The sequence below is a fragment of the Citrobacter sp. CK198 genome, from assembly GCF_030333295.1.
In the GTDB taxonomy this organism is placed as follows: Bacteria; Pseudomonadota; Gammaproteobacteria; order Enterobacterales; family Enterobacteriaceae; genus Citrobacter_B; species Citrobacter_B koseri.
In genome coordinates this window covers 495,308-513,220 of sequence record NZ_JAOWGE010000030.1, presented here as the reverse complement: position 1 = coordinate 513,220, position 17,913 = coordinate 495,308, and the positions used below count along the sequence as shown (strand labels likewise).

General features: G+C 48.1%; 21 protein-coding genes. 19 read left to right on the top strand and 2 right to left on the bottom strand.

All coding sequences use genetic code 11. The features are described from left to right. The first annotated feature begins 1 nt into the window (after window position 1). From OGY62_RS11370 to OGY62_RS11280, 19 genes are all read left to right on the top strand, one after another. On the top strand, window positions 2-874 hold the full coding sequence (locus OGY62_RS11370) for a hypothetical protein (RefSeq protein ID WP_194208799.1): 873 nt from the start codon (window positions 2-4) through the stop codon (window positions 872-874). 17 nt (window positions 875-891) lie between these two features. Next, window positions 892-1,923, top strand: coding sequence for a major capsid family protein (locus OGY62_RS11365; RefSeq protein WP_194208798.1), 1,032 nt, complete (start codon window positions 892-894; stop codon window positions 1,921-1,923). 64 nt (window positions 1,924-1,987) lie between these two features. Continuing rightward, the gene (locus OGY62_RS11360) at window positions 1,988-2,473 is read left to right on the top strand and encodes a hypothetical protein (RefSeq protein ID WP_194208797.1); all 486 of its coding nucleotides are present in this window, start codon (window positions 1,988-1,990) and stop codon (window positions 2,471-2,473) included. A 12-nt stretch (window positions 2,474-2,485) separates the two neighbouring features. Continuing rightward, window positions 2,486-2,911, top strand: coding sequence for a hypothetical protein (locus tag OGY62_RS11355; RefSeq protein ID WP_194208796.1), 426 nt, complete (start codon window positions 2,486-2,488; stop codon window positions 2,909-2,911). After that, window positions 2,908-3,339 (top strand): hypothetical protein, encoded by a 432-nt coding sequence (locus OGY62_RS11350; RefSeq protein WP_194208795.1) that lies wholly within the window; start codon window positions 2,908-2,910, stop codon window positions 3,337-3,339. Before OGY62_RS11355 ends, OGY62_RS11350 begins: the two co-directional genes overlap by 4 nt. Next, window positions 3,323-4,261 carry a hypothetical protein gene (locus tag OGY62_RS11345; RefSeq protein ID WP_194208794.1) on the top strand — a complete coding sequence of 313 codons (939 nt, stop codon included), beginning with the start codon at window positions 3,323-3,325 and terminating at the stop codon, window positions 4,259-4,261. The genes OGY62_RS11350 and OGY62_RS11345 overlap by 17 nt, the downstream gene beginning before the upstream one ends. A gap of 5 nt (window positions 4,262-4,266) precedes the next feature. Beyond that, a complete protein-coding gene (locus tag OGY62_RS11340) occupies window positions 4,267-5,661 on the top strand; it encodes a hypothetical protein (RefSeq protein WP_194208793.1) in 1,395 nt (464 codons plus the stop codon). Window positions 5,662-5,664: 3 nt separating this feature from the next. After that, window positions 5,665-6,102 (top strand): hypothetical protein, encoded by a 438-nt coding sequence (locus OGY62_RS11335; protein WP_194208792.1) that lies wholly within the window; start codon window positions 5,665-5,667, stop codon window positions 6,100-6,102. Continuing rightward, on the top strand, window positions 6,102-6,689 hold the full coding sequence (locus tag OGY62_RS11330; RefSeq protein WP_194208861.1) for a hypothetical protein: 588 nt from the start codon (window positions 6,102-6,104) through the stop codon (window positions 6,687-6,689). The genes OGY62_RS11335 and OGY62_RS11330 overlap by 1 nt, the downstream gene beginning before the upstream one ends. Before the next feature lie 123 nt (window positions 6,690-6,812). Further along, entirely contained in the window at window positions 6,813-8,699 is a 1,887-nt protein-coding gene (locus tag OGY62_RS11325; protein WP_194208791.1) for a lytic transglycosylase domain-containing protein, read from the top strand. Then, the gene (locus OGY62_RS11320) at window positions 8,699-9,415 is read left to right on the top strand and encodes a hypothetical protein (RefSeq protein ID WP_194208790.1); all 717 of its coding nucleotides are present in this window, start codon (window positions 8,699-8,701) and stop codon (window positions 9,413-9,415) included. Before OGY62_RS11325 ends, OGY62_RS11320 begins: the two co-directional genes overlap by 1 nt. Further along, the gene (locus OGY62_RS11315) at window positions 9,412-9,687 is read left to right on the top strand and encodes a hypothetical protein (protein ID WP_194208789.1); all 276 of its coding nucleotides are present in this window, start codon (window positions 9,412-9,414) and stop codon (window positions 9,685-9,687) included. The genes OGY62_RS11320 and OGY62_RS11315 overlap by 4 nt, the downstream gene beginning before the upstream one ends. Then, window positions 9,687-10,730 carry a hypothetical protein gene (locus OGY62_RS11310; protein ID WP_194208788.1) on the top strand — a complete coding sequence of 348 codons (1,044 nt, stop codon included), beginning with the start codon at window positions 9,687-9,689 and terminating at the stop codon, window positions 10,728-10,730. The genes OGY62_RS11315 and OGY62_RS11310 overlap by 1 nt, the downstream gene beginning before the upstream one ends. Then, complete coding sequence (locus OGY62_RS11305) at window positions 10,727-11,443, top strand: hypothetical protein (RefSeq protein ID WP_194208787.1); 717 nt, start codon at window positions 10,727-10,729, stop codon at window positions 11,441-11,443. Before OGY62_RS11310 ends, OGY62_RS11305 begins: the two co-directional genes overlap by 4 nt. Beyond that, window positions 11,440-11,772: a hypothetical protein gene (locus OGY62_RS11300; protein WP_194208786.1), complete on the top strand. Its 333-nt coding sequence runs from the start codon at window positions 11,440-11,442 to the stop codon at window positions 11,770-11,772. Before OGY62_RS11305 ends, OGY62_RS11300 begins: the two co-directional genes overlap by 4 nt. Continuing rightward, window positions 11,769-12,995, top strand: coding sequence for a baseplate J/gp47 family protein (locus OGY62_RS11295; protein WP_194208785.1), 1,227 nt, complete (start codon window positions 11,769-11,771; stop codon window positions 12,993-12,995). Before OGY62_RS11300 ends, OGY62_RS11295 begins: the two co-directional genes overlap by 4 nt. Continuing rightward, window positions 12,979-13,605, top strand: coding sequence for a hypothetical protein (locus OGY62_RS11290; protein ID WP_194208784.1), 627 nt, complete (start codon window positions 12,979-12,981; stop codon window positions 13,603-13,605). The genes OGY62_RS11295 and OGY62_RS11290 overlap by 17 nt, the downstream gene beginning before the upstream one ends. After that, window positions 13,602-15,203, top strand: a complete 1,602-nt coding sequence (locus tag OGY62_RS11285) for a tail fiber protein (RefSeq protein WP_194208783.1) — start codon at window positions 13,602-13,604, stop codon at window positions 15,201-15,203. The genes OGY62_RS11290 and OGY62_RS11285 overlap by 4 nt, the downstream gene beginning before the upstream one ends. An 18-nt stretch (window positions 15,204-15,221) precedes the next feature. After that, on the top strand, window positions 15,222-15,749 hold the full coding sequence (locus tag OGY62_RS11280; protein ID WP_194208782.1) for a tail fiber assembly protein: 528 nt from the start codon (window positions 15,222-15,224) through the stop codon (window positions 15,747-15,749). A gap of 89 nt (window positions 15,750-15,838) precedes the next feature. Here the strand turns inward: OGY62_RS11280 and OGY62_RS11275 are convergent, their stop codons facing one another. Both OGY62_RS11275 and OGY62_RS11270 read right to left on the bottom strand, forming a co-directional pair. Next, window positions 15,839-16,816 carry a glycosyltransferase family 2 protein gene (locus OGY62_RS11275; protein ID WP_194208781.1) on the bottom strand — a complete coding sequence of 326 codons (978 nt, stop codon included), beginning with the start codon at window positions 16,814-16,816 and terminating at the stop codon, window positions 15,839-15,841. Between the two features lie 835 nt (window positions 16,817-17,651). Next, window positions 17,652-17,843, bottom strand: coding sequence for a YlcI/YnfO family protein (locus OGY62_RS11270; protein ID WP_012132027.1), 192 nt, complete (start codon window positions 17,841-17,843; stop codon window positions 17,652-17,654). Window positions 17,844-17,913 lie beyond the last annotated feature (70 nt).

Genomic DNA, 17,913 nt, shown 5'->3' with positions numbered 1-17,913 from the left:
CATGGCGAGTGCATTGTCAGTTAACCCAATGCAGACCACTAACGCGTATGGCACTTTTTACGCGAAATCTGATGGTCTTATCCAGGGCGTGGCGCTGGATGATCCGGCAGCACGTTACGCGCTGGCATCAGGCACCCTTTCCGGCGATGAAGTAAAGCCTCTCTGGGGCGGTCTGGCCGTAAATGAACTGGTGCCGGGCGCTTCTTCTGCTCCGCGAGGCAGCGTCATCAAGCGGGCGGTCACACTTTCACAAATTGTGGGATTTTCCGTATTCAACCAGGCACATAACGGCCTGACCACGCCGCAATCACCGGTTCCGATTTTCCTCAGTAACATGAGCGTGTCTTTTTATCGCCTGGGGTCCGGGATGCGCGTTCCGGTTAAAGCATCTGATGCCGTTATCTCTCTGGCCAGCGCTGGTATTTCCGTTAATCAGCCGCTGGTATGGAACTTTGTTGACGATTGTCTGGATGTATTCAGCACAGTGGCAGAAGAAGTTGCTACAACCGATATCACCTGGACTGCGCCCACCGGAACTACGCCAGGCTTTGCAACCGCGACGACCGACGGCGCTCATGGTCTGAAAGTCGGGTCGTATGTGGACATTACGGGGGCGGTTCCGGCGGCTTATAACGGTACTGTTCAGGTTCTTAGCGTGCCGTCGGCGACAACTTTCACTTTTACCCCGGTTTCAGTGCCTGCGGGCAATGCAACCACTCAGGGAACCGTAGGCGCGGCTCAGGTAAAGGACGTTGCCCTTCCGGTAAAAATCATCGAAATGCAGATGGGTAACAGTAAAACCGTTTCTTACGATCCGGCTACTGGCTTTGTTACCTGGAACGACAGCGGAAACGCTGCGTTAATTCTGCTGTAATCAGGAGAGGCTAAAAGATGCCAGCTATTACACCCGCTTATCAAATTGTAAGTCCGTCGTACATCATGCCGGAAATGATCCTGTCATATCAGCAGGCTTCCGGCGCGTTCTCTGTCATGGCAAGCGGTAATCCGCTGGTTCGCCTGGCAGATGGCGACCAGTACGTTTATATGAAACGCCTGGATATTCGTACCCAGGTAACATCCAGCCAGTCAGGTAACGCAAACCAGCTTCCATCCGTTGCACTTGATGCGCGAATGGTCAGCACGCCGACATACATGTTCCGCGCACGCGCCATTTACGATCATCACGATATGGCCGCAGCCGGAAACTGGGGGATTGCGCTTCCTGAAGCCCAGCGCCTCGGCACCCGGCAGGCTATTTTCCAGCAACTGCGAAATGCAGGGCTTTACGGTATGAACCCGGCGGGCGGTGAAGGTATCCTGAACACCAACGGCGCGACCACGATCAGCCTGCCAGCAGACAGCGGCGGCAATACTACCGTTCTGACTTACGATCATGGCGAAATGGCAGTATTCCTGCTGGCGCAGATTCAGGCGATCCGCACCCGTACCATGCAAATGGGACGGGCTTCACGCATGGTTATCCTCGGACCTCAGCGCACGCTGGGTACGATGGAAATGCAGCAGATCGTCCAGTTGACCAGTTACCAGCGTCCTGGCGGTGGTACTGCTACAGTGAAAGGCACTGTTAACAACGTGGCGGATGATGCAGATTGTGAGATCGAGTGGGCTTATGACGATACGCTAATTGGCGCTGGTGCTAACGGTACTGATGCAGTTGTTATCGCTATGCCAGAAGTCGAGCGTCCCGAGGTTAACGCGAAGATCAACACCAACGAATTCGCGAAACTGAGCCCGTCACTGGAAGCCACCACGTTGATGTTGTGTGACATGGCTGCACCGCGTGAAATTCCTACCCCTATTGCGGGCGGGGCGATCGATGTGCTTTCCGAGCTGCGTTCTACCTCCGGCTGGGTGCTTCGTCCTGAAGCGCTGACCATTATTTCGATGAAATACAGCGATTAATTTTCCCTCGCTGATTCCCTGCGTGTCTGATGGCACGCGGGGATTTTTTTACCCAGGAGTAAACATGAAACTGTACATCGCCAATACAACCAAACAGCGCCACGATTTTGCATATCGCAAACCTGAAACCGGGCGCCTTGTGTATCACCCGATTAATGCCGGTTCCCAGGCTGTTGTTATCGACGGCACCCGCGCAGAGATTGATCTCATTATTCAGCAGCATGCTGAGTATGGCCTGATTGATGCGACAAAGATCGACCAGAACCGCGTTTATATCGGTCTGTGCTACAGCATTGATAAGCCCGTAGCGTCAAAAGTCATCGAGAAGGCTATGCGTGATAACGACAGTCACCTGAACCGTGCGGCTCATGATCGTCGTCAGGCATCCGTGCTGGCAATAAATAACGCGCTCAACGAGCAGGAAAACGGTTATCTCGGCGAGCTGGAAGTCAGTGCAGAACAGCGCCTGAGCGCTACTGATGATCGTGACGAAACGGCGTTTATCGATGAGACGCTGGCTGTTAGCACAGGCGCTAAAAAGAAAAAATAAGCGAGGGTTGTTATGCCTGAACTGGCCGGATTTATCCTGTTTATTCGTAATACGATGGAGGTTAGCGCCGACGATTTACCTGATGATGATCCGGCCATTATTCTTGCATGGTCAATGTCGCTGGACTGGGTAAACCGACAGATCGCATGTATCAGCCCGGTTCTTTATTCTCAGGCTGTTTATAACCTTGCGGCATCTTTCCTGATCAACTTCGGTCCCGGTGCTGTCTTCGGTTCGGTACGCGAAAAACTGGGTATCAACAATTTCACTGCTGGTGTTATCAGTGCGTCCTCTGATGAATCAACAAGCCAGACGCGGGTTGTCAGTGATGCGTTGAAAAATCTCTCTCTTGCCGACCTGCAACAACTCAAAGATCCCTATGGCCGGTGGTATCTGGCAATTGCACAGCAATACGGTGATCTCTGGGGGCTTACATGAAACTTCATCTGGGCGTTATGGATATTCCCTATGAAAACGAGAATACGACCAGTGGCGATGTGGCTGAAATTCTTGAGGGGAAATACCGGATCATGCAGACATTCTTTGACCGTCACGGCGAAGAAATTGCGCAGATGATGAGTGATGACCTTGCGGCCGGTCTCGAAAATATGCTGGCCGGTGCGCCGCTTCCTGCGGATCCTTTCGCTGAATCAATGTCACAGGTACATCACCTTTTTGTCGCTTTTCTCGATAACGCAGAGATGAACGGCACAGAAGGTGTGCCGACTGCCCGCGCGCTGGAGGGGATTAGCAAGCGTTTTAAAAACAAGAAAGGGGAGCCGCGCCCCTCTTTTATTGATACAGGCATGTTTCAGGCGTCAATGCGCGCCTGGGTAAGTGGGGTGCTGAATGCCTTCCCTCAATGAATTGTCTCAGGCAAAAACAGAACTCAATGCTTCACTGGTGCAGGGGCTGGAGGATATCAGCCGCTCGGCTTCTGTCACATTCACAAAGTATGTACGTAAGGTTCTTCCGCTTGATGGTTTTGTTTTTTGGGTAAAAGCGTCAATTCTTGCCGAAGATCCGAACAGTGAACCAGACACGAGAGAGGTAAAAGGCTACCTGCACCTGACGACCGAAACGATCCAGGATGAAGAACAGCTCTACGATAAAAACGTGGTTACCTTCACTGCGCAGGCGGATATTGACCCGTTTAACGATATTGGTTCAGAGGTGCTCTACATTGGGGAGTTTTACGGTATTCAGTTTGCTTTTTCCCGCCGTTCCGGGCTGAACGAACCGGCAAACATCTATCATTACACCGGGCATGCAATTTACCCGCATATGTTGTCGCAGATTATTAACTCTGTTGATGATATCGATCTGGCTGATGTTGTGGTTTCAAACTCGCTCCCTATCTGGTTATCTCTTAATCATTTTATGCCTATGTATCCTGCGATGCTGTCATTGCAGAATCTGGCGCCGCCGTATGCCACGGTTAAATGTGGGGATCCGGCTCCTGTGGCCGGGGCATTTTATCTGGATGAAAAGTCCAACCAGTATCAACTGGTTTCAGAGGAGGTGACGATTTATATCACCGGGCTTCGTAATGCAGCGGCAGAGGATTTCCTGCGTTATGTCCAGGACTATACGTTAAGTGATGATGCTGAAATGGGCGTGATGAATATTCCGGTTGTTAAAGATGACCGGGTGACGCAGAACGAACTAAATATCATCGCCATGCGGAAAATCGTCAAATTCAAAATCAATTACTACCAGCAGCGGATGAGGAATGTCGCCCGCAGGCTGATCACGTCTGCAATTCCGTCCATTTACGTGGAGAAATAATTTAAATGGCAATTGTAAATATCAATGTGTCGGTGACTAATCCGCCGAAACCATCCCAGTTATTGAAGTCTGGCGCGCTGGTATCAACCGGGGGGACAACTCTGGCGGCAGGAAGTTACCAGTTGCTTACGTCAAAAGATGATCTCAAGAATATTCTTGCGCCGGAGAAAAATATTTCATCCGTTTCGTGGGAAGAAAATACGGTCACGGTAACGCTTTCCGAAGCGCATGGGTGGAATACTGGTGATCAGGTTCCAGTCATTATTGCTGGCGTTACTCCCGCTGAGTATAACGGCGTGTTTGTCGTCACGATTACCAGCGATACCGATTTTACTTATTCACTCAGTAACGATCCGGGTGCCGTAACGGTCATGGGAACAGTAACTGCTGTTGCTGCCGGAGAAATCCAGCAAATGAACACCACTTACTGGGCGCAGGGGAGCAGCCGCGCTGTTTACGTTCTTGAGCTGGGAGAGATGAACGTTGCGTCAGCGGTTTCCGCGTTGAGTTTCTTCATTGATGAGGATATTTCTCTGGGGAACACGTACCAGAAATTTTTCTCTTACCTTGTGCCGCGTGAATGGGACACAGAAGCGACATTTAAAACGCTGGCGAACAATTACACATCGCCGGGGGCACTGGTTAAATTTTTCGTGACCACCACTATTTCGACATACCAGGACTGGGCGTCAGGCAAATATCCTAACGTTTTTGCAGGGGTTGAAGCTCCTGCAATTGGCGCGACAGAATTCTCTATGGCGGCGCCGTTCCAGTCCTCTCTGTCAAACGACCCTGGTTCCTCAAATATGGTTCCGCCAATGTCCTATCGGTTTATGTATGGCGTTACGGAATATCCGGCAGCGGGTAACGGCACGCTGCTGAAAACTTTGCAGGATAATAATATCAATTATATCGGTACGGCGGCAGAAGGTGGCCTGAGCAATAAGATGCTGGTAGCCGGTCACATGCTTGATGGCATGCCGTTTAACTACTGGTACTCAGTTGCCTGGTGCGCAATCAATCTTGAACTGGATCTGGCTAATGAAGTTATTAACGGTTCGAACACCACCGTTAACCCGCTTTATTACGATCAGCAGGGTATTGGTCGCTTGCAGCGCCGCGCGCTTAAAACTCTCCGTTCCGGTATCAGTTACGGGTTAATCCTGGGGCAGGTGATTGATACGCAGCTCACGCAGGATCGTTTTAACGAAGAGTATGAGAAAGGCGCTTATGCGGGGAACGCAGTTATCAACGCTGTACCATTCGCCAGCTATACCAGCCTGAACCAGTCTGATTACGCAGATGGAAAATATAACGGCCTTAGCGCGGTTGTTACGCCGCGTCGAGGTTTTGAGTCCATTACGTTTAATCTCAACGTAACCAACTTTGTGGGAGCGTAATAAATGCCAAATCCATTAGTACCGCAGGGATTTCTGAACCGCGTCAGGGGCGCTGTGACCGTCACTGATATCCCGGAACTGAACGTTACTGCGTCATATCTGGGGAAAGATGCGATCAACATGCGGCCGGATTCTGCTGCAACGGACATTATTCCCACACTGACCGGGACAGTCGGGAGCCAGGCCCCTTATCAGCAGGTAACGATCACCGTGCATTTGCTGCGGACGCAGGGGCTGGCGGCAAGCTATCAGAAACGCTTCGCCTCTGATACATCGCTGGGGGAAGTCGTTATTACGCCGGATGCAAGCACTTTTGGAAACTACACGGTTCTGAATGCGTATCTGGTTAACTTCAACGAACTGCCGATCACCGGTATGGATGCGGGGTATGTCGTGACGATTTCCGGCTACCTGATCACCAACGATAAAATGTGGGATTAATTTACGTGAAAATTGACAGAAAACTGAATTTCGTCAGCACCATTACCCGGGATGATGGTTCGCTGGTGTATCTGCATGTTGTGCCGTTCCCGTATGAAATCGTTGAGCAAAATTGTGTGCTGCTGGGGAATTTGTTCAACAACTTTTTCTCCCTTGTGGGTTCTGTTGGCGCGCCGCGAGTTGCAGCGATGATGTTGCGTAACATCATCAAATCACGACAGGAAGCGGGAGATCTTAAGCCGGGAACGCCGACGATTGTTGATGATATCCAGCGTCTGACGACGGTCATCTGGAACGATCAGGGGGTATGGAAAACGTCGTCACTTGATGCTGCATTTAAGCAGGAAATCATCACCGATGATGAGTACAGGGAAGTTGAGGGAGAAGTGGTTTTTTTTATGGTGAGCTCTGCTATTCAGAAAGCGAGCCTGATCGCCACGACGGTGGGGAAAGCGCTCGATATGTACAGTGGGCGACTCGTGTCATTGAGCGCTACGGCGTATCGCGATTCTTTACCGACGTCGAAAACGGTTACCGATACCCCGATCCCGGAAGTCCTGCCGGAACCATCACACATACCCTCCTGACATGGGCCTCCTGTGAAGGCTTCAGTCACCTCTGCCGTGAACTGGATTGCGGCGAATACAAAAGCCCTCTCCATTTCCGGCAGCGGTTCATGCTGGAGGAAATAAAACGCAAGGGGTATTTCAATGGCAGCTAAATCCATTGTTGAAATTGATGTTCAGGACGAAAAATTTCAGTCGTTCCTGGAAAAATTCAATGAATACCAGAAAGCGCTCAGTGAGTTACCGGAACAATGGCGGGGGGCGGTTCATGGCCTCGGTGAAACCGCAAAGGAAACAGAGCGGGTTCGTGATGGCACCGAAGCCATTACAAAAGCGTTTACCGATGGTGTGGCCGCAATTGCTTCTGTCAATGATGGCCTTGATCGCCTGAATGGTAATCTGGAAAAGGCCACAAAAACCCAGGCGGAATTCAGCAAGAAATCCAGTGGCGCCCGCAACTTCCTGAATAAAGCCAGCAAGGATGCAAAATCACTGGCCGGTCATATCAAAGATGCCACAAGCAGCCTTTTTTCATGGGGAACTGTGCTGGGCCTCTTTTCCGGGCTGGCTGGCGCTGGCGGGTTGTGGGGGCTTAATCGTCTTGCAGGAAATGCTTCCGCGCAGCGTTTTACGGCTTTGGGGCTGGGTACAACTGCTGGCGGGCTGAGTGCGAGCGCTGTCAATTATCAGAAGGCGCTGGGTAACCCGACAGGTACGCTTGGTGCGATACGTGATGCTCAACTGGATTTGAGCAAACGCTGGCAATTCCAGGCTATGGGGATTGATAACCCGAATCAGGATCCGGCGGAGCTGTTACCGCAGATGATCCGCAGCGCACGGGATATTTTTGTACGTAACGGCAGTACGCAACAGGGGGCAGAAGCCTACGGTCTGACGAACTACTTCTCTCTCGATGACCTGAATCGCTTTAAAAATATGAGCGATGCGGAAATCGATGCGATGGCGAAACAGGCGCAGAAAGATACCCAGCGCCTGCAACTGACCGATCAGCAGCTCCGTCAGTGGCAGGATTTTAACGTTCAGCTCGATCGCAGCAAAGTCAGTATCGGTAATACCTTTATCCGTGGTCTGGCTCCACTGGCGCCAGAACTGGACAAGCTTTCTGATGCGTTTTCAGGTGCGATAGAAACGGTTTTACAGTCCCCGGAACTGGGGAAATGGATTGATGGCCTTTCGGATGGTATCCGGCGCTTTGGTAACTATCTGGCTTCGCCTGAGTTAAAAAAGGATGTTGAGGCGTTTATGTCAGGTGTCGAACGGCTGGCGCACATCATCGGTAAAGTTATTGACTGGATCGCAGGAAAGACAAGCCTGTCAGTTGACGACGTGGCGTCGGGATCGTCCATTCTTGGAGATAAGCCGGTAACTGATGAAAAAACGGGGCAAAGTTACGTTCCCGGAAGCGAAAGCGATCCGCGTGTCTGGGGATGGCTGAAATCTGCAAAACGCGCCTCAGGCGTTGCACCTACCACCTATGATGAGTATTTCGAAGAGGCCGCGAAAAAATACGATCTCGATCCGAAATTGCTTAAATCAGTGGCCGCAGCGGAATCGTCATGGGATCAGAATGCTGTCAGCAAAGCTGGTGCACAGGGTCTGATGCAGGTGATGCCTATGAATTTTCAGCCCGGTGAAGATCCTTTTTCCCCTCGCGATAACATCATGGCTGGCGCGCGGGTTATGTCATGGGCGAAAGGCCAGGCGGGAGACGATGTTGAAGAGATGCTGCGCTGGTACAACGGCGGAAAGAACAGGGGAAGTAAGGAGAATCGCGAATACCCCGGGCGTGTACGAGAGAAATATGTCGCTCTTTACGGTTCTGATATGCCCGGAACAAACCAGAGTGCGCCGGTGGCGCCGCAGGCTCAGCCAGGTTCGGGAAAAACTGACCAAATCCTGCAACAAATTCTGGACAACCAGAAGCGTGGTAATGCTCAGGGTCTTGTCGTTTATAACAACACTGGTGGTAGTGCGATTGTCTCCAGTACACAACTTGGAGGGTTCGGTTAATGTCATTTACCCGCGAGCTCTACAAGCTCGGTTTTGAAATATCCCCGGTAATTCTTTGCGATGGTGTTGCACAGAGTATTCCCGGCGGTATGTTACCGATAGTTGCCCTTACCCAGAGTGCCAGCTATGTTTCTGGCCTTTTGGGTGGGGCTATCGAACTTACAGACCTGGATAAGTATTTTTGCCACTGGCGAGCTGCGCCCGGCGCGACAATGATTGATTACGATATCGGTCGCTACCCGTTTGCAAATCAGGCAGTGGCAGCAAATGCGCTACTTTCTCAGCCTCTGCGCATTCCTCTGCTGATGGATGCGCCAGTAAACGAAAATACTGGCGCTATGACAAAACTTGTCACCCTGAGTGCATTGCAGGCAGTCTTGCAGGCGCATGCGAATCTTGGCGGAACATTTATCGTTGCAACACCGGGCATAATTTACAGCAACTGCATACTGAGAACGGTGCGCGATGTTACCGGCTCAAATGACACCTTACCGCAACGGCAATGGCTCTGGGATTTTGAGCAACCCCTGATTTCTGAAACGGGCGCAGATCAGGCTATTAACAGCTATTTGAGCAAAATAGATAACGGTGATAAGGCGACGGAAAGCGCCTGGACAAGCACCGTTTCGGCGATCGGTAACACCTCATTGGGTAGCAGTGTATCAGGTGCTGTAATTGGCTTGATCGGTAAACTGAGCGGGGCGTTTAATCTATGAGCACTTCGTTTTATCCCTTTTCTGGTAATGAACAGAAAAGCATGGTTTTTACTCCCATTCTTGATGGCGAGGTTTATAACTGCCAGACAAAATGGAATATCGCTGCCCAGCGCTGGTATCTCAACATTACGGATAACTCAGGTCGGCGACAGCTGACAATTCCAGTAATTGGCTCTCCCAATAATTACGACATTAATTTGCTTGTTGGGGCATTCAGTACAACAAAAATGGTGTGGCGTATTTCTGATGGTCAAATAGAGGTTATTAACTGATGCGTTTTTATGACATTCAGATTTTTAATCATCCTGATACCAATGGAAACCCCGGAACGCTGTACAGGCAGTATACCAGTCTTAAAAACGGGGTATATAACCCCGGTTGTCTGATGATTGAATTTGATATCCTTCGTTTTGGTGAGTCGACCCCTAAAGGGAAGAGTTGCATCACCATCTGGGGGATCAGCCCGCAGGATATGCAGCAGGCCAGACAGAATATGTTTGGCATGACGATAAAAATGTGGGTCGGAATGTCAAAGGGGTTACCACTGGCGAAACCGGAGCAACAGGGGCTGGTACTGGAGGGGACAATCTGGCAGGTTCTGGGTAACTGGCAGGGTACTGAATTGCGTATGGATCTCATTGTTACCGCCGGGCCAGTGTCGAACGTCAACCCGATGCCTCTGGCGCCAGTCAATTTAACGGTGCCGTGGAATAAAGGGATTAAACTCTCTGTTGCGTTGACACAGTGTTTTCAGACGATGGGAGGCGATTACCGATACTCGATCAGCATCAGCGATCAGTTAATCAACAACTACGATAATAATATGTTTTGCGGAAGCCTTACTGAGCTTGCAACAAAACTCAAAACGCTGAGCAAAAGCATTATTAAAGACAATAATTATTCTGGCGTTGAAATAGCTATGGTCAACGGTAAAGAGATCCGTGTATTTGATAACGATTTTTCTAACCACCAGGATAAAGATTCGAAAAAAAGCGCATCGTACAGGAGTAAAAACCCAGTCCAGATCGAATTTACCGATCTCGTCGGTCAGCCTACGTGGATTCAGTTTGGTACGGTGAGCATCCCGTGTGTCATGCGTAGCGATATTCAGGTAGGGGATTATATCCGTATGCCTGAAAAATTAAGACCGATGATCCAGGCTTCCTCTTATTCCCAGTTTCGCGATGATTCTGCTTTTACTGGCGATTTCCTTGTGTCCTCTGTCAGGCCGGTAGGTAACAGCAGGCAACCGGACGCTAACAGTTGGGTAACCGTGCTGGAGGCACATCCGACAGGAGGGCTTGCAGCGACATGAGTATTGATAAGAAGCTAAATTTCGGCGGCAATATGCATAATTTTGCTGACCAGAAAATTGCTGATGCTATGCAAATGGCCGGTAAGGTATTACCCGCATCAGTCGTTAAACAATCCGGGAAGATGATTACCGTATCTTTTCTGCTCCGCGATATTCCCTACACATTGCCACAACTGACAATCCCCTTGTTTGGTCCCCAGTACATCCGGTATCCGATGCAAAAAGGGGACAGGGGGATCGTTATTCCTGCTGATACGTATCTCGGTGGTGCAAGCGGCCTGGGAGGGGGAACCGCTGATCTGACGCCCCCGGCTAACCTTAGCTCGCTGGTATTTTTACCGATCAGCCATACAGAGTGGGAGGATGTTGACGGGCAGGTTTTAACCCTCTACGGGCCGGAGGGCGTGACAATCCGGGACGCCAAAAGTAACACCACGTTTCTTCTGACACCGGACAGCATCACGATCGCTACGCCGAAACAGTTCAAAGTGACGGTAGGTAATACTGTGCTGACCCTGACAGCGGGCATGTGGTCTCTCACAGGGCAGAGCGGAAAACTCCAGGACAGCGCGGCCAGCACAAGCCCGCAAATCATGCATGAGGGCTGGCAGCAGCTTCTTCAGTGGCTCAATTCCCATCAGCACTCCAACGGCAACAACGGAAATAACACCGGGGGGCCGATATCAACGTTTAACGGGAGTATCACAGAATGAGAACTTACGGGCGGGATGAATCCGGCAGATGGGTTACGGTTACCACCGATGAAAACGGTTTTAACGATTCTGTTTACCTCACGACGCTGGTTCAGAATCTCAAGCTTGCTCCTCAGGAGTCCCCTTTTTATGCAAATCACGGCATACCTGCGAATGGTTCTGTGATTCAGCAGATACTGCCTACCTTTTATGTAAACAGGCTCCAGCAGCAGTTCAGCAAATATTTTTCCTCTCTCCAGATAGCACTTATGGGGGTTGATCCCCCGGTCTACAACATTTCAGTGATTACCAACTCAGGCTCTAAAATTGTGGCGCAGGTATACGTATGAGTGATTTACCGATCAGTTATGATATTGCCGGTCCTGTTCCTAAAACGACGGATGAACTACGGCAGCTTGTTATTGATACTGCGACAGCTCTTTCGCCGGGCATTACAACGGATTTACCCGGCTCTTTAGTTGAGGATATGGTCAGTACGAGTGTCGGTGCGCTCGTCGTGTGTGACCAGGCGCGTGTTGATTTGATCAACTCCTGTAGTCCGTATGCTGCGAACGTTCATCTGCTTGCACAACTGGGCGGCATGTATGGCGTGCAGAAAGGACAGGGAACTAATACATCCGTTTACGAAGTGTTCAGCGGGCCACCGGGATTTGCTATCCCGAAAGGTTTTATGGTCGGAGATGGGTCATACACTTATGCAGTCCAACGGGACACGATGATCCCGGAAAGCGGGCAAACTGAGCCGGTTTATTGCCTGGCAACAACTGAGGGAACATGGGCGGTGCCTGCGGGTTCTGTGAACCAGATAAAAACGTCTGTTCCTGACTCGTATAACCTGACATGTACCAACCTGACGGATGGTCTGCCCGGTGCGCCGGAGCAATCATTTTCATCCTACAGAGCACAGGTTTTTCAGGCCGGTATGTACGGCGTACAGGGAACGCCGGACTGCTACCGTATTGAACTGAAAAACGTCTACGGCGTACAGGAGAACCTGATCTCATATCGACAGGCATCACTCGGATCATGGGTTGCGGTCGCTGGTGGCGGGGATCCTTATGAGGTGGCTTATGCTATCTATAAGTCAGTACCGGACATATCTGCACTGACAAATGATGTATCGAATCCGTCCGGTTCCCCCGTTGAGAAAAAAACGATACCGATCATTGTGTATCCTGATACATATCAGGTGCCTTATGTCGTGCCATCGTCGCAGAATGTTTCAGTGATAATTACATGGAATACCGTATCAACAACCTATGTTGATCCTACGGGGATAGAGAAAGCAGTACAGCCAGATATTGCTGATTACATCAATGCGATCGCAGTCGGCGAACCTGTCAACATTTACCAGATTCAGGATCTATTTCTTAAGTCGGTACAGGGGCTTGTTTCCGCATCTCTTGTTTCTATGATCGACGTTCAGATCGGAATTAACGGGCAAATAGTGCCTCCTGTTGCTGATTCAAGTCTGGTGTATGGTGATACATACGCGTATTTCTCTACCTCCGCATCACAAATTCAGGTTAAGCAATATGCCAGCACCTCTTGATAAAATTATTCCGGCTTACCCGTATACTCAGTACAACGACGATCCAAATATTTCAGCCTTGTTTAACGCTTATAATCAACTGGCGCAGGGATACCTTGATTATCTCAATAACCTGAATCTTCCATGCTGGACGTCTCCTGCTATTACTGGTGATCTGCTTGACTGGATCGCACTGGGTATATACGGCGAAAAACGTCCATTGCTCCAGATTTCTGAGGATGCTATTGCGCGTGGGGCTTATAACACGGTTGAGTATAACAACGTTGCTTATGCAAAATTGAAGAATTATGTTCCGGGTTCGGCATCCTATGTTCCTGATGATTACTTTAAACGGATCCTGACCTGGAATTTTTATAAAGGCGATGGTTCTCATTTCTGCATAGACTGGCTAAAACGCCGACTGGCGCGATTTATACATGGGACTAATGGGATAGATCCTCCAGTCCAGGATACCTTTGATATTAGTGTGACGCCCGATAAGGGCGTTTTTTATATCTCTATTCCTGACTATGGCGACGGTGTCGGTTTTTTTCTAAAAGATGCAATTAGCCAGTCTCTTGTGAAACTCCCATTTATTTACACCTACAATGTAACGGTGGTTGAACAATGATTATTGGATTTGGAAATAATGTCGTTTCCTCTCTGGCCGCAGATATCACTGCCAGCCAGACGACTATTCAGGTTATGCCCGGTACGGGGGCGATGTTTGCTAACCTGCTTACTTATGATTATGCAAATAGCTCAAATGCGCTTAAAACTTACGCCAAAATAACGCTCACAGATGCGAAAGAAACAGTTTTCGAAATCTGTCATCTGAAATCAGTCAGCGATGACACCCTGACTGTAGTGCGCGGGCGAGAGGGAACGACAGCGAAAGGTTGGTCATTAAATGATGTGATCGCGAATTTCGCAACACGCGGTTCAGAAAATCAGTTCGTTCAAATTGAACAGCTACAGAGCGGGCACTATACGGCGGGCGTGGCGGGAGGGACGGCGAACGCGCTCACCCTGGCACTACCGGCCACGTATTTTGTCGATAACGCTACAGACTGGACATTGCGTACGCCGATTGTTGTCTATCCCGCACAGAATAATACTGGTGCCGCGACGCTACAGCTCACATTAGGTGGTAAAGCTCTCGGCACGTTTCCTCTGTATAAGGGAAATAAATCCCCGCTGGTGGCTAACGATATTTTAAAGGACGTGGCGCTTGTCTGTCTGATGGATAAAACGAAAACCTTCTTTAACGTTGCTAACCCCGGCGCGATTTATGCGGGGCTGGGAACCGCTGCCTTTCGCGATGTGACAACATCAAATTATGACGCAACCGCTGGCCGGGTATTGAAGGTCGGTGATTACGGGCTTGGTGTGAGTAACGGTAGTGTGAAGTCGTTAGCCAGCATTTACGATATTACTTGCTCAGGCGAGTATAACGCGATGGGAAGCGGAACTACCTCGCCGACAGTGGGCATCCCTGCTGATTCTGGTAATACAAGATTCGCCGTTTACGCTGGCAATATTTACAGCAATCAATACCTGGTAACTTTGACCAGCAGCGTACATTTTTATGTCGGCCTTGTTAATACAGCGAATAAAACAGCTACATGGTCAAGATTCTACAATACATTATATAAGCCCACCCCATCGGATGTTGATGCCGTATCCGCATCGAATGGAGGCGTGTTTAGTAAATTCGTTCGATTTAATGAAGGGCTTACTCTACGGGGTAGTAAGGTCGGCGATGCCGGAATGGTCGGCATTAACTTTGGCGCTGATGATGCCAGTTTTAATGGCGCGAATTTATTACTGCAAAGCTGGTATGGAATAGGTTTTTATAGTTCTTTTCCTGCCGATGCTCCACGCGGCATCATGGGTTATATCGATGTCCGTATGGGGCGACTGGCAATGAAAGAACAAGTCATTCCAGGCAATTATACGAACTTTGATGCGCGTTACCAAGCGAAAGGCAATTACACCCCTGCTGGCGAAGCTTACACAAAGGCTGCGTCTGATGCACGCTACGTGCAAAATATTCGAGTAAGCGCAACGCAAGTCAGGGAATTCCGTGACGGCAGCGGATACTCATCAAATGACGCTGCATTCGCCACAGCGATCCAAATGGTCGGCGGTTCATCAAACGTGGGTTCTCTGCTTGTCCGATACGTTCAAAAAAATATTAACGGCACCTGGGTTAATATCACAACTTAAGTCATGAGGGGAAATAACATGCAACACCTTAAGAACCTGACGAAATACACTCCTGATGACGCATATAATCTGTTTTTGATGGACGAGCATAATGCGGAATTTTTCATCTCTGATGATGGACGTGACTGGTATGAGTCCCAGGCTGATTTTCTACCGGATACACTGAAAGTTGCTTACGATAAATCAGGGGTTATTTGCTGTATCAGCAAAGATGTGTCGAGTATTTACCCGCGTGATTTCAGCGTCGTAGAAGTCGAAATTACCCCAGAAAATCAGGATGTGGACATTATGGGGGGCTGGGTGTTCAAGGACGGGAAAATTCAGCCGCGCGAATATTCACAGGAAGAATTGATCGCGCAGGCGGAAGCAAAGAAAGCCGAATTACTTGCTATGGCAGATGCTGCAATAGCTCCGCTTTCCCGTGCCGTAAAGCTGAAATTGGCGACAAATGAAGAAGTCGTAAAGCTCGAAGCATGGGAGCTATACAGCGTGATGGTTAACAGGGTTGATACCAGTAAACCGGAGTGGCCTGAGCTACCTGTTTGACAACGCATGTAGACTAACGCTATGTACTGAATTATTGCTTGGCGATATCTGTTAAAAAGGAGCAACCACACAGGTCGCTCCTTTTTACGCTATTTCGTGCCAGCGAGAAGCCTTAATTTGTATTTAAATTTATTTACAAAGCAAAGTTCCCGGATAAAAAACAATCTGATGCGACGGCTTATTTTTTGTGTTTTAAAGTATGGCTTGAGAGCCTTCTTTATATCATGGATTTGTGTGCTGTTAAAAAAACAATACCCATAAACTCTTTTGCTTATTTTTCTCGCGAGGTTGTATGTAATATATACAGATGGTGATATGACTTCAATCTCATCTTTAGTTTTATTATTGGCTAATTCTTTGAAAACACCCAAAGCATATATTATGTCATCAACATCCATACTTGTTGTGGAGTTGGTTATGCTTCCTTGCCTGATGCGATAGAGAACCAGTTCATCAGTTATACGGTGAATCTCTTTTGCTGAAAGGTATATTTTTGGTAATAATGCAACATCTTCGTAACGTCTCCCAGCGGGAAATCTTAATTCATTAAATAAATCTTTTTTATAAATCCTGGCCCAGGCATACCATTGGCTTCTTAGAAAAGTTTCACGTAAATCATTTATTGATTTTATTTTAAAATGTCCATCTGATGACGTTATTGATGGGATTTTCATTTTGTTATCATATTCATAAAATACTTTTATATTAAACTCTATTAAATCAGTCTCACCATTCTCTATTATTGGACGGGTTTTCTCCCAGAAGGATGGTGCCCAAAGATCATCTCCATCCAGTAGAGCAATGTATTTTCCAGATGATGCCTCTATTCCATTATTTCTTGCAATGGATATTCCCTGATTTTCTTGTGATATCACTCTGACAGTCTGGGGCGTTTTTTTGATAAAAGATTCTATCTCTTTAAGAGAGTTATCTGTTGAACCATCATTAATTACAATAACTTCAACACTATCATCAATTTGACGGCATACAGATTGCAAGCATTCATAAATATAATCTTGGCAGTTGTAGCAAGGAATTATGACGCTTAACAAGAAAGGGGCACTCATTGAATATATCCTTATTTTTACTGAATTTTGTTACAAATAGAGTCTCTTGAGAGGATTATCGTCTTTCTCATCCCAATACTTTATCATCAGTAACACGAAACAGGAAGTCTGAACGGGGCTCCATACTCAGAACACACAGCGATAATCTGATCTTTGCAAAGAGATGGCATTGATTTTGCTGAATCCCGAAAGTTCGGGATTACATGTATTACTATCCATGAGATTACCAGCTAACATACCACCAGAAATCATTGGCGAGCCGAAATTCTCCCGAACACCAACGAAAAAAGTGGTATGTATTTGATTATAAAAGTACGAGAATGGATGTGTTTTTGCTTGAAAAGTGCGCTATTTGTTTTATATCTATTTGAATTTACTGTCTTTGTTTGTGTCTTGGCGATAACAGGAATCGTATTCGGTCTCTTTTTATCTGTTTGTTTTGAAGTATGTTTTCAGATACTAACCCGAAACCACACGAAAGTTACTCGAATTTTCCATATCCTGTCCAAACCATAACATACTCTGTACCGAGTGCGTCCAGGGTTTTTTGATTGGTATGTTAATTTTTGTGCGTCAGAGTGCCGTGTGAAGCCAGGTTTACATGGATGAACGTTTATGAATCATGCTCGATGAGTTACTCATGCTGCGCACAGAAGGCTCGCAGAATGAGGATGACAGGGGTAAAAATCAGAGCGACATAAAACAGTATGATCAACACCGCGTCTAATGCGTGATAATTCAAAATGAAATAGATAACATTCCCAATAGATATCAGGATAAAGGTGTATTTACTAATAAATAAGCATCTTTTCATTTTGGTCGTAGCTATAAAGAGTTAATTTTTGTTTCTATTTACGTCTTTGGGCGTACTGGAATTCAGGGCTTTTTCACGACATGCTTCTTTTACCCATGCAGAAAAATTGCTGGTTTTTTCCTTCGCCATCACTTGCTCTATTTGTTTCAGCAAACTGTATGAAAAACGGATGTTTTTTATCACTGTTTTGCCTGTAAAGTTCTTTATCGACATAAGGTGCTTCTCGCAACTAATTCACATCACTGTTACTTTCGCGTAACTACGCATGAAGAGAATTGATTTA

Excerpts from the sequence above, each read along its gene's own strand:
- OGY62_RS11370 (WP_194208799.1), top strand. The coding sequence starts at position 2 with ATGGCGAGTGCATTGTCAGTTAACCCAATGCAGACCACTAACGCGTAT.
- OGY62_RS11365 (WP_194208798.1), top strand. The coding sequence starts at position 892 with ATGCCAGCTATTACACCCGCTTATCAAATTGTAAGTCCGTCGTACATC.
- OGY62_RS11360 (WP_194208797.1), top strand. The coding sequence starts at position 1,988 with ATGAAACTGTACATCGCCAATACAACCAAACAGCGCCACGATTTTGCA.
- OGY62_RS11355 (WP_194208796.1), top strand. The coding sequence starts at position 2,486 with ATGCCTGAACTGGCCGGATTTATCCTGTTTATTCGTAATACGATGGAG.
- OGY62_RS11350 (WP_194208795.1), top strand. The coding sequence starts at position 2,908 with ATGAAACTTCATCTGGGCGTTATGGATATTCCCTATGAAAACGAGAAT.
- OGY62_RS11345 (WP_194208794.1), top strand. The coding sequence starts at position 3,323 with ATGCCTTCCCTCAATGAATTGTCTCAGGCAAAAACAGAACTCAATGCT.
- OGY62_RS11340 (WP_194208793.1), top strand. The coding sequence starts at position 4,267 with ATGGCAATTGTAAATATCAATGTGTCGGTGACTAATCCGCCGAAACCA.
- OGY62_RS11335 (WP_194208792.1), top strand. The coding sequence starts at position 5,665 with ATGCCAAATCCATTAGTACCGCAGGGATTTCTGAACCGCGTCAGGGGC.
- OGY62_RS11325 (WP_194208791.1), top strand. The coding sequence starts at position 6,813 with ATGGCAGCTAAATCCATTGTTGAAATTGATGTTCAGGACGAAAAATTT.
- OGY62_RS11320 (WP_194208790.1), top strand. The coding sequence starts at position 8,699 with ATGTCATTTACCCGCGAGCTCTACAAGCTCGGTTTTGAAATATCCCCG.
- OGY62_RS11315 (WP_194208789.1), top strand. The coding sequence starts at position 9,412 with ATGAGCACTTCGTTTTATCCCTTTTCTGGTAATGAACAGAAAAGCATG.
- OGY62_RS11310 (WP_194208788.1), top strand. The coding sequence starts at position 9,687 with ATGCGTTTTTATGACATTCAGATTTTTAATCATCCTGATACCAATGGA.
- OGY62_RS11305 (WP_194208787.1), top strand. The coding sequence starts at position 10,727 with ATGAGTATTGATAAGAAGCTAAATTTCGGCGGCAATATGCATAATTTT.
- OGY62_RS11300 (WP_194208786.1), top strand. The coding sequence starts at position 11,440 with ATGAGAACTTACGGGCGGGATGAATCCGGCAGATGGGTTACGGTTACC.
- OGY62_RS11295 (WP_194208785.1), top strand. The coding sequence starts at position 11,769 with ATGAGTGATTTACCGATCAGTTATGATATTGCCGGTCCTGTTCCTAAA.
- OGY62_RS11290 (WP_194208784.1), top strand. The coding sequence starts at position 12,979 with ATGCCAGCACCTCTTGATAAAATTATTCCGGCTTACCCGTATACTCAG.
- OGY62_RS11285 (WP_194208783.1), top strand. The coding sequence starts at position 13,602 with ATGATTATTGGATTTGGAAATAATGTCGTTTCCTCTCTGGCCGCAGAT.
- OGY62_RS11280 (WP_194208782.1), top strand. The coding sequence starts at position 15,222 with ATGCAACACCTTAAGAACCTGACGAAATACACTCCTGATGACGCATAT.
- OGY62_RS11275 (WP_194208781.1), bottom strand. The coding sequence starts at position 16,816 with ATGAGTGCCCCTTTCTTGTTAAGCGTCATAATTCCTTGCTACAACTGC.
- OGY62_RS11270 (WP_012132027.1), bottom strand. The coding sequence starts at position 17,843 with ATGTCGATAAAGAACTTTACAGGCAAAACAGTGATAAAAAACATCCGT.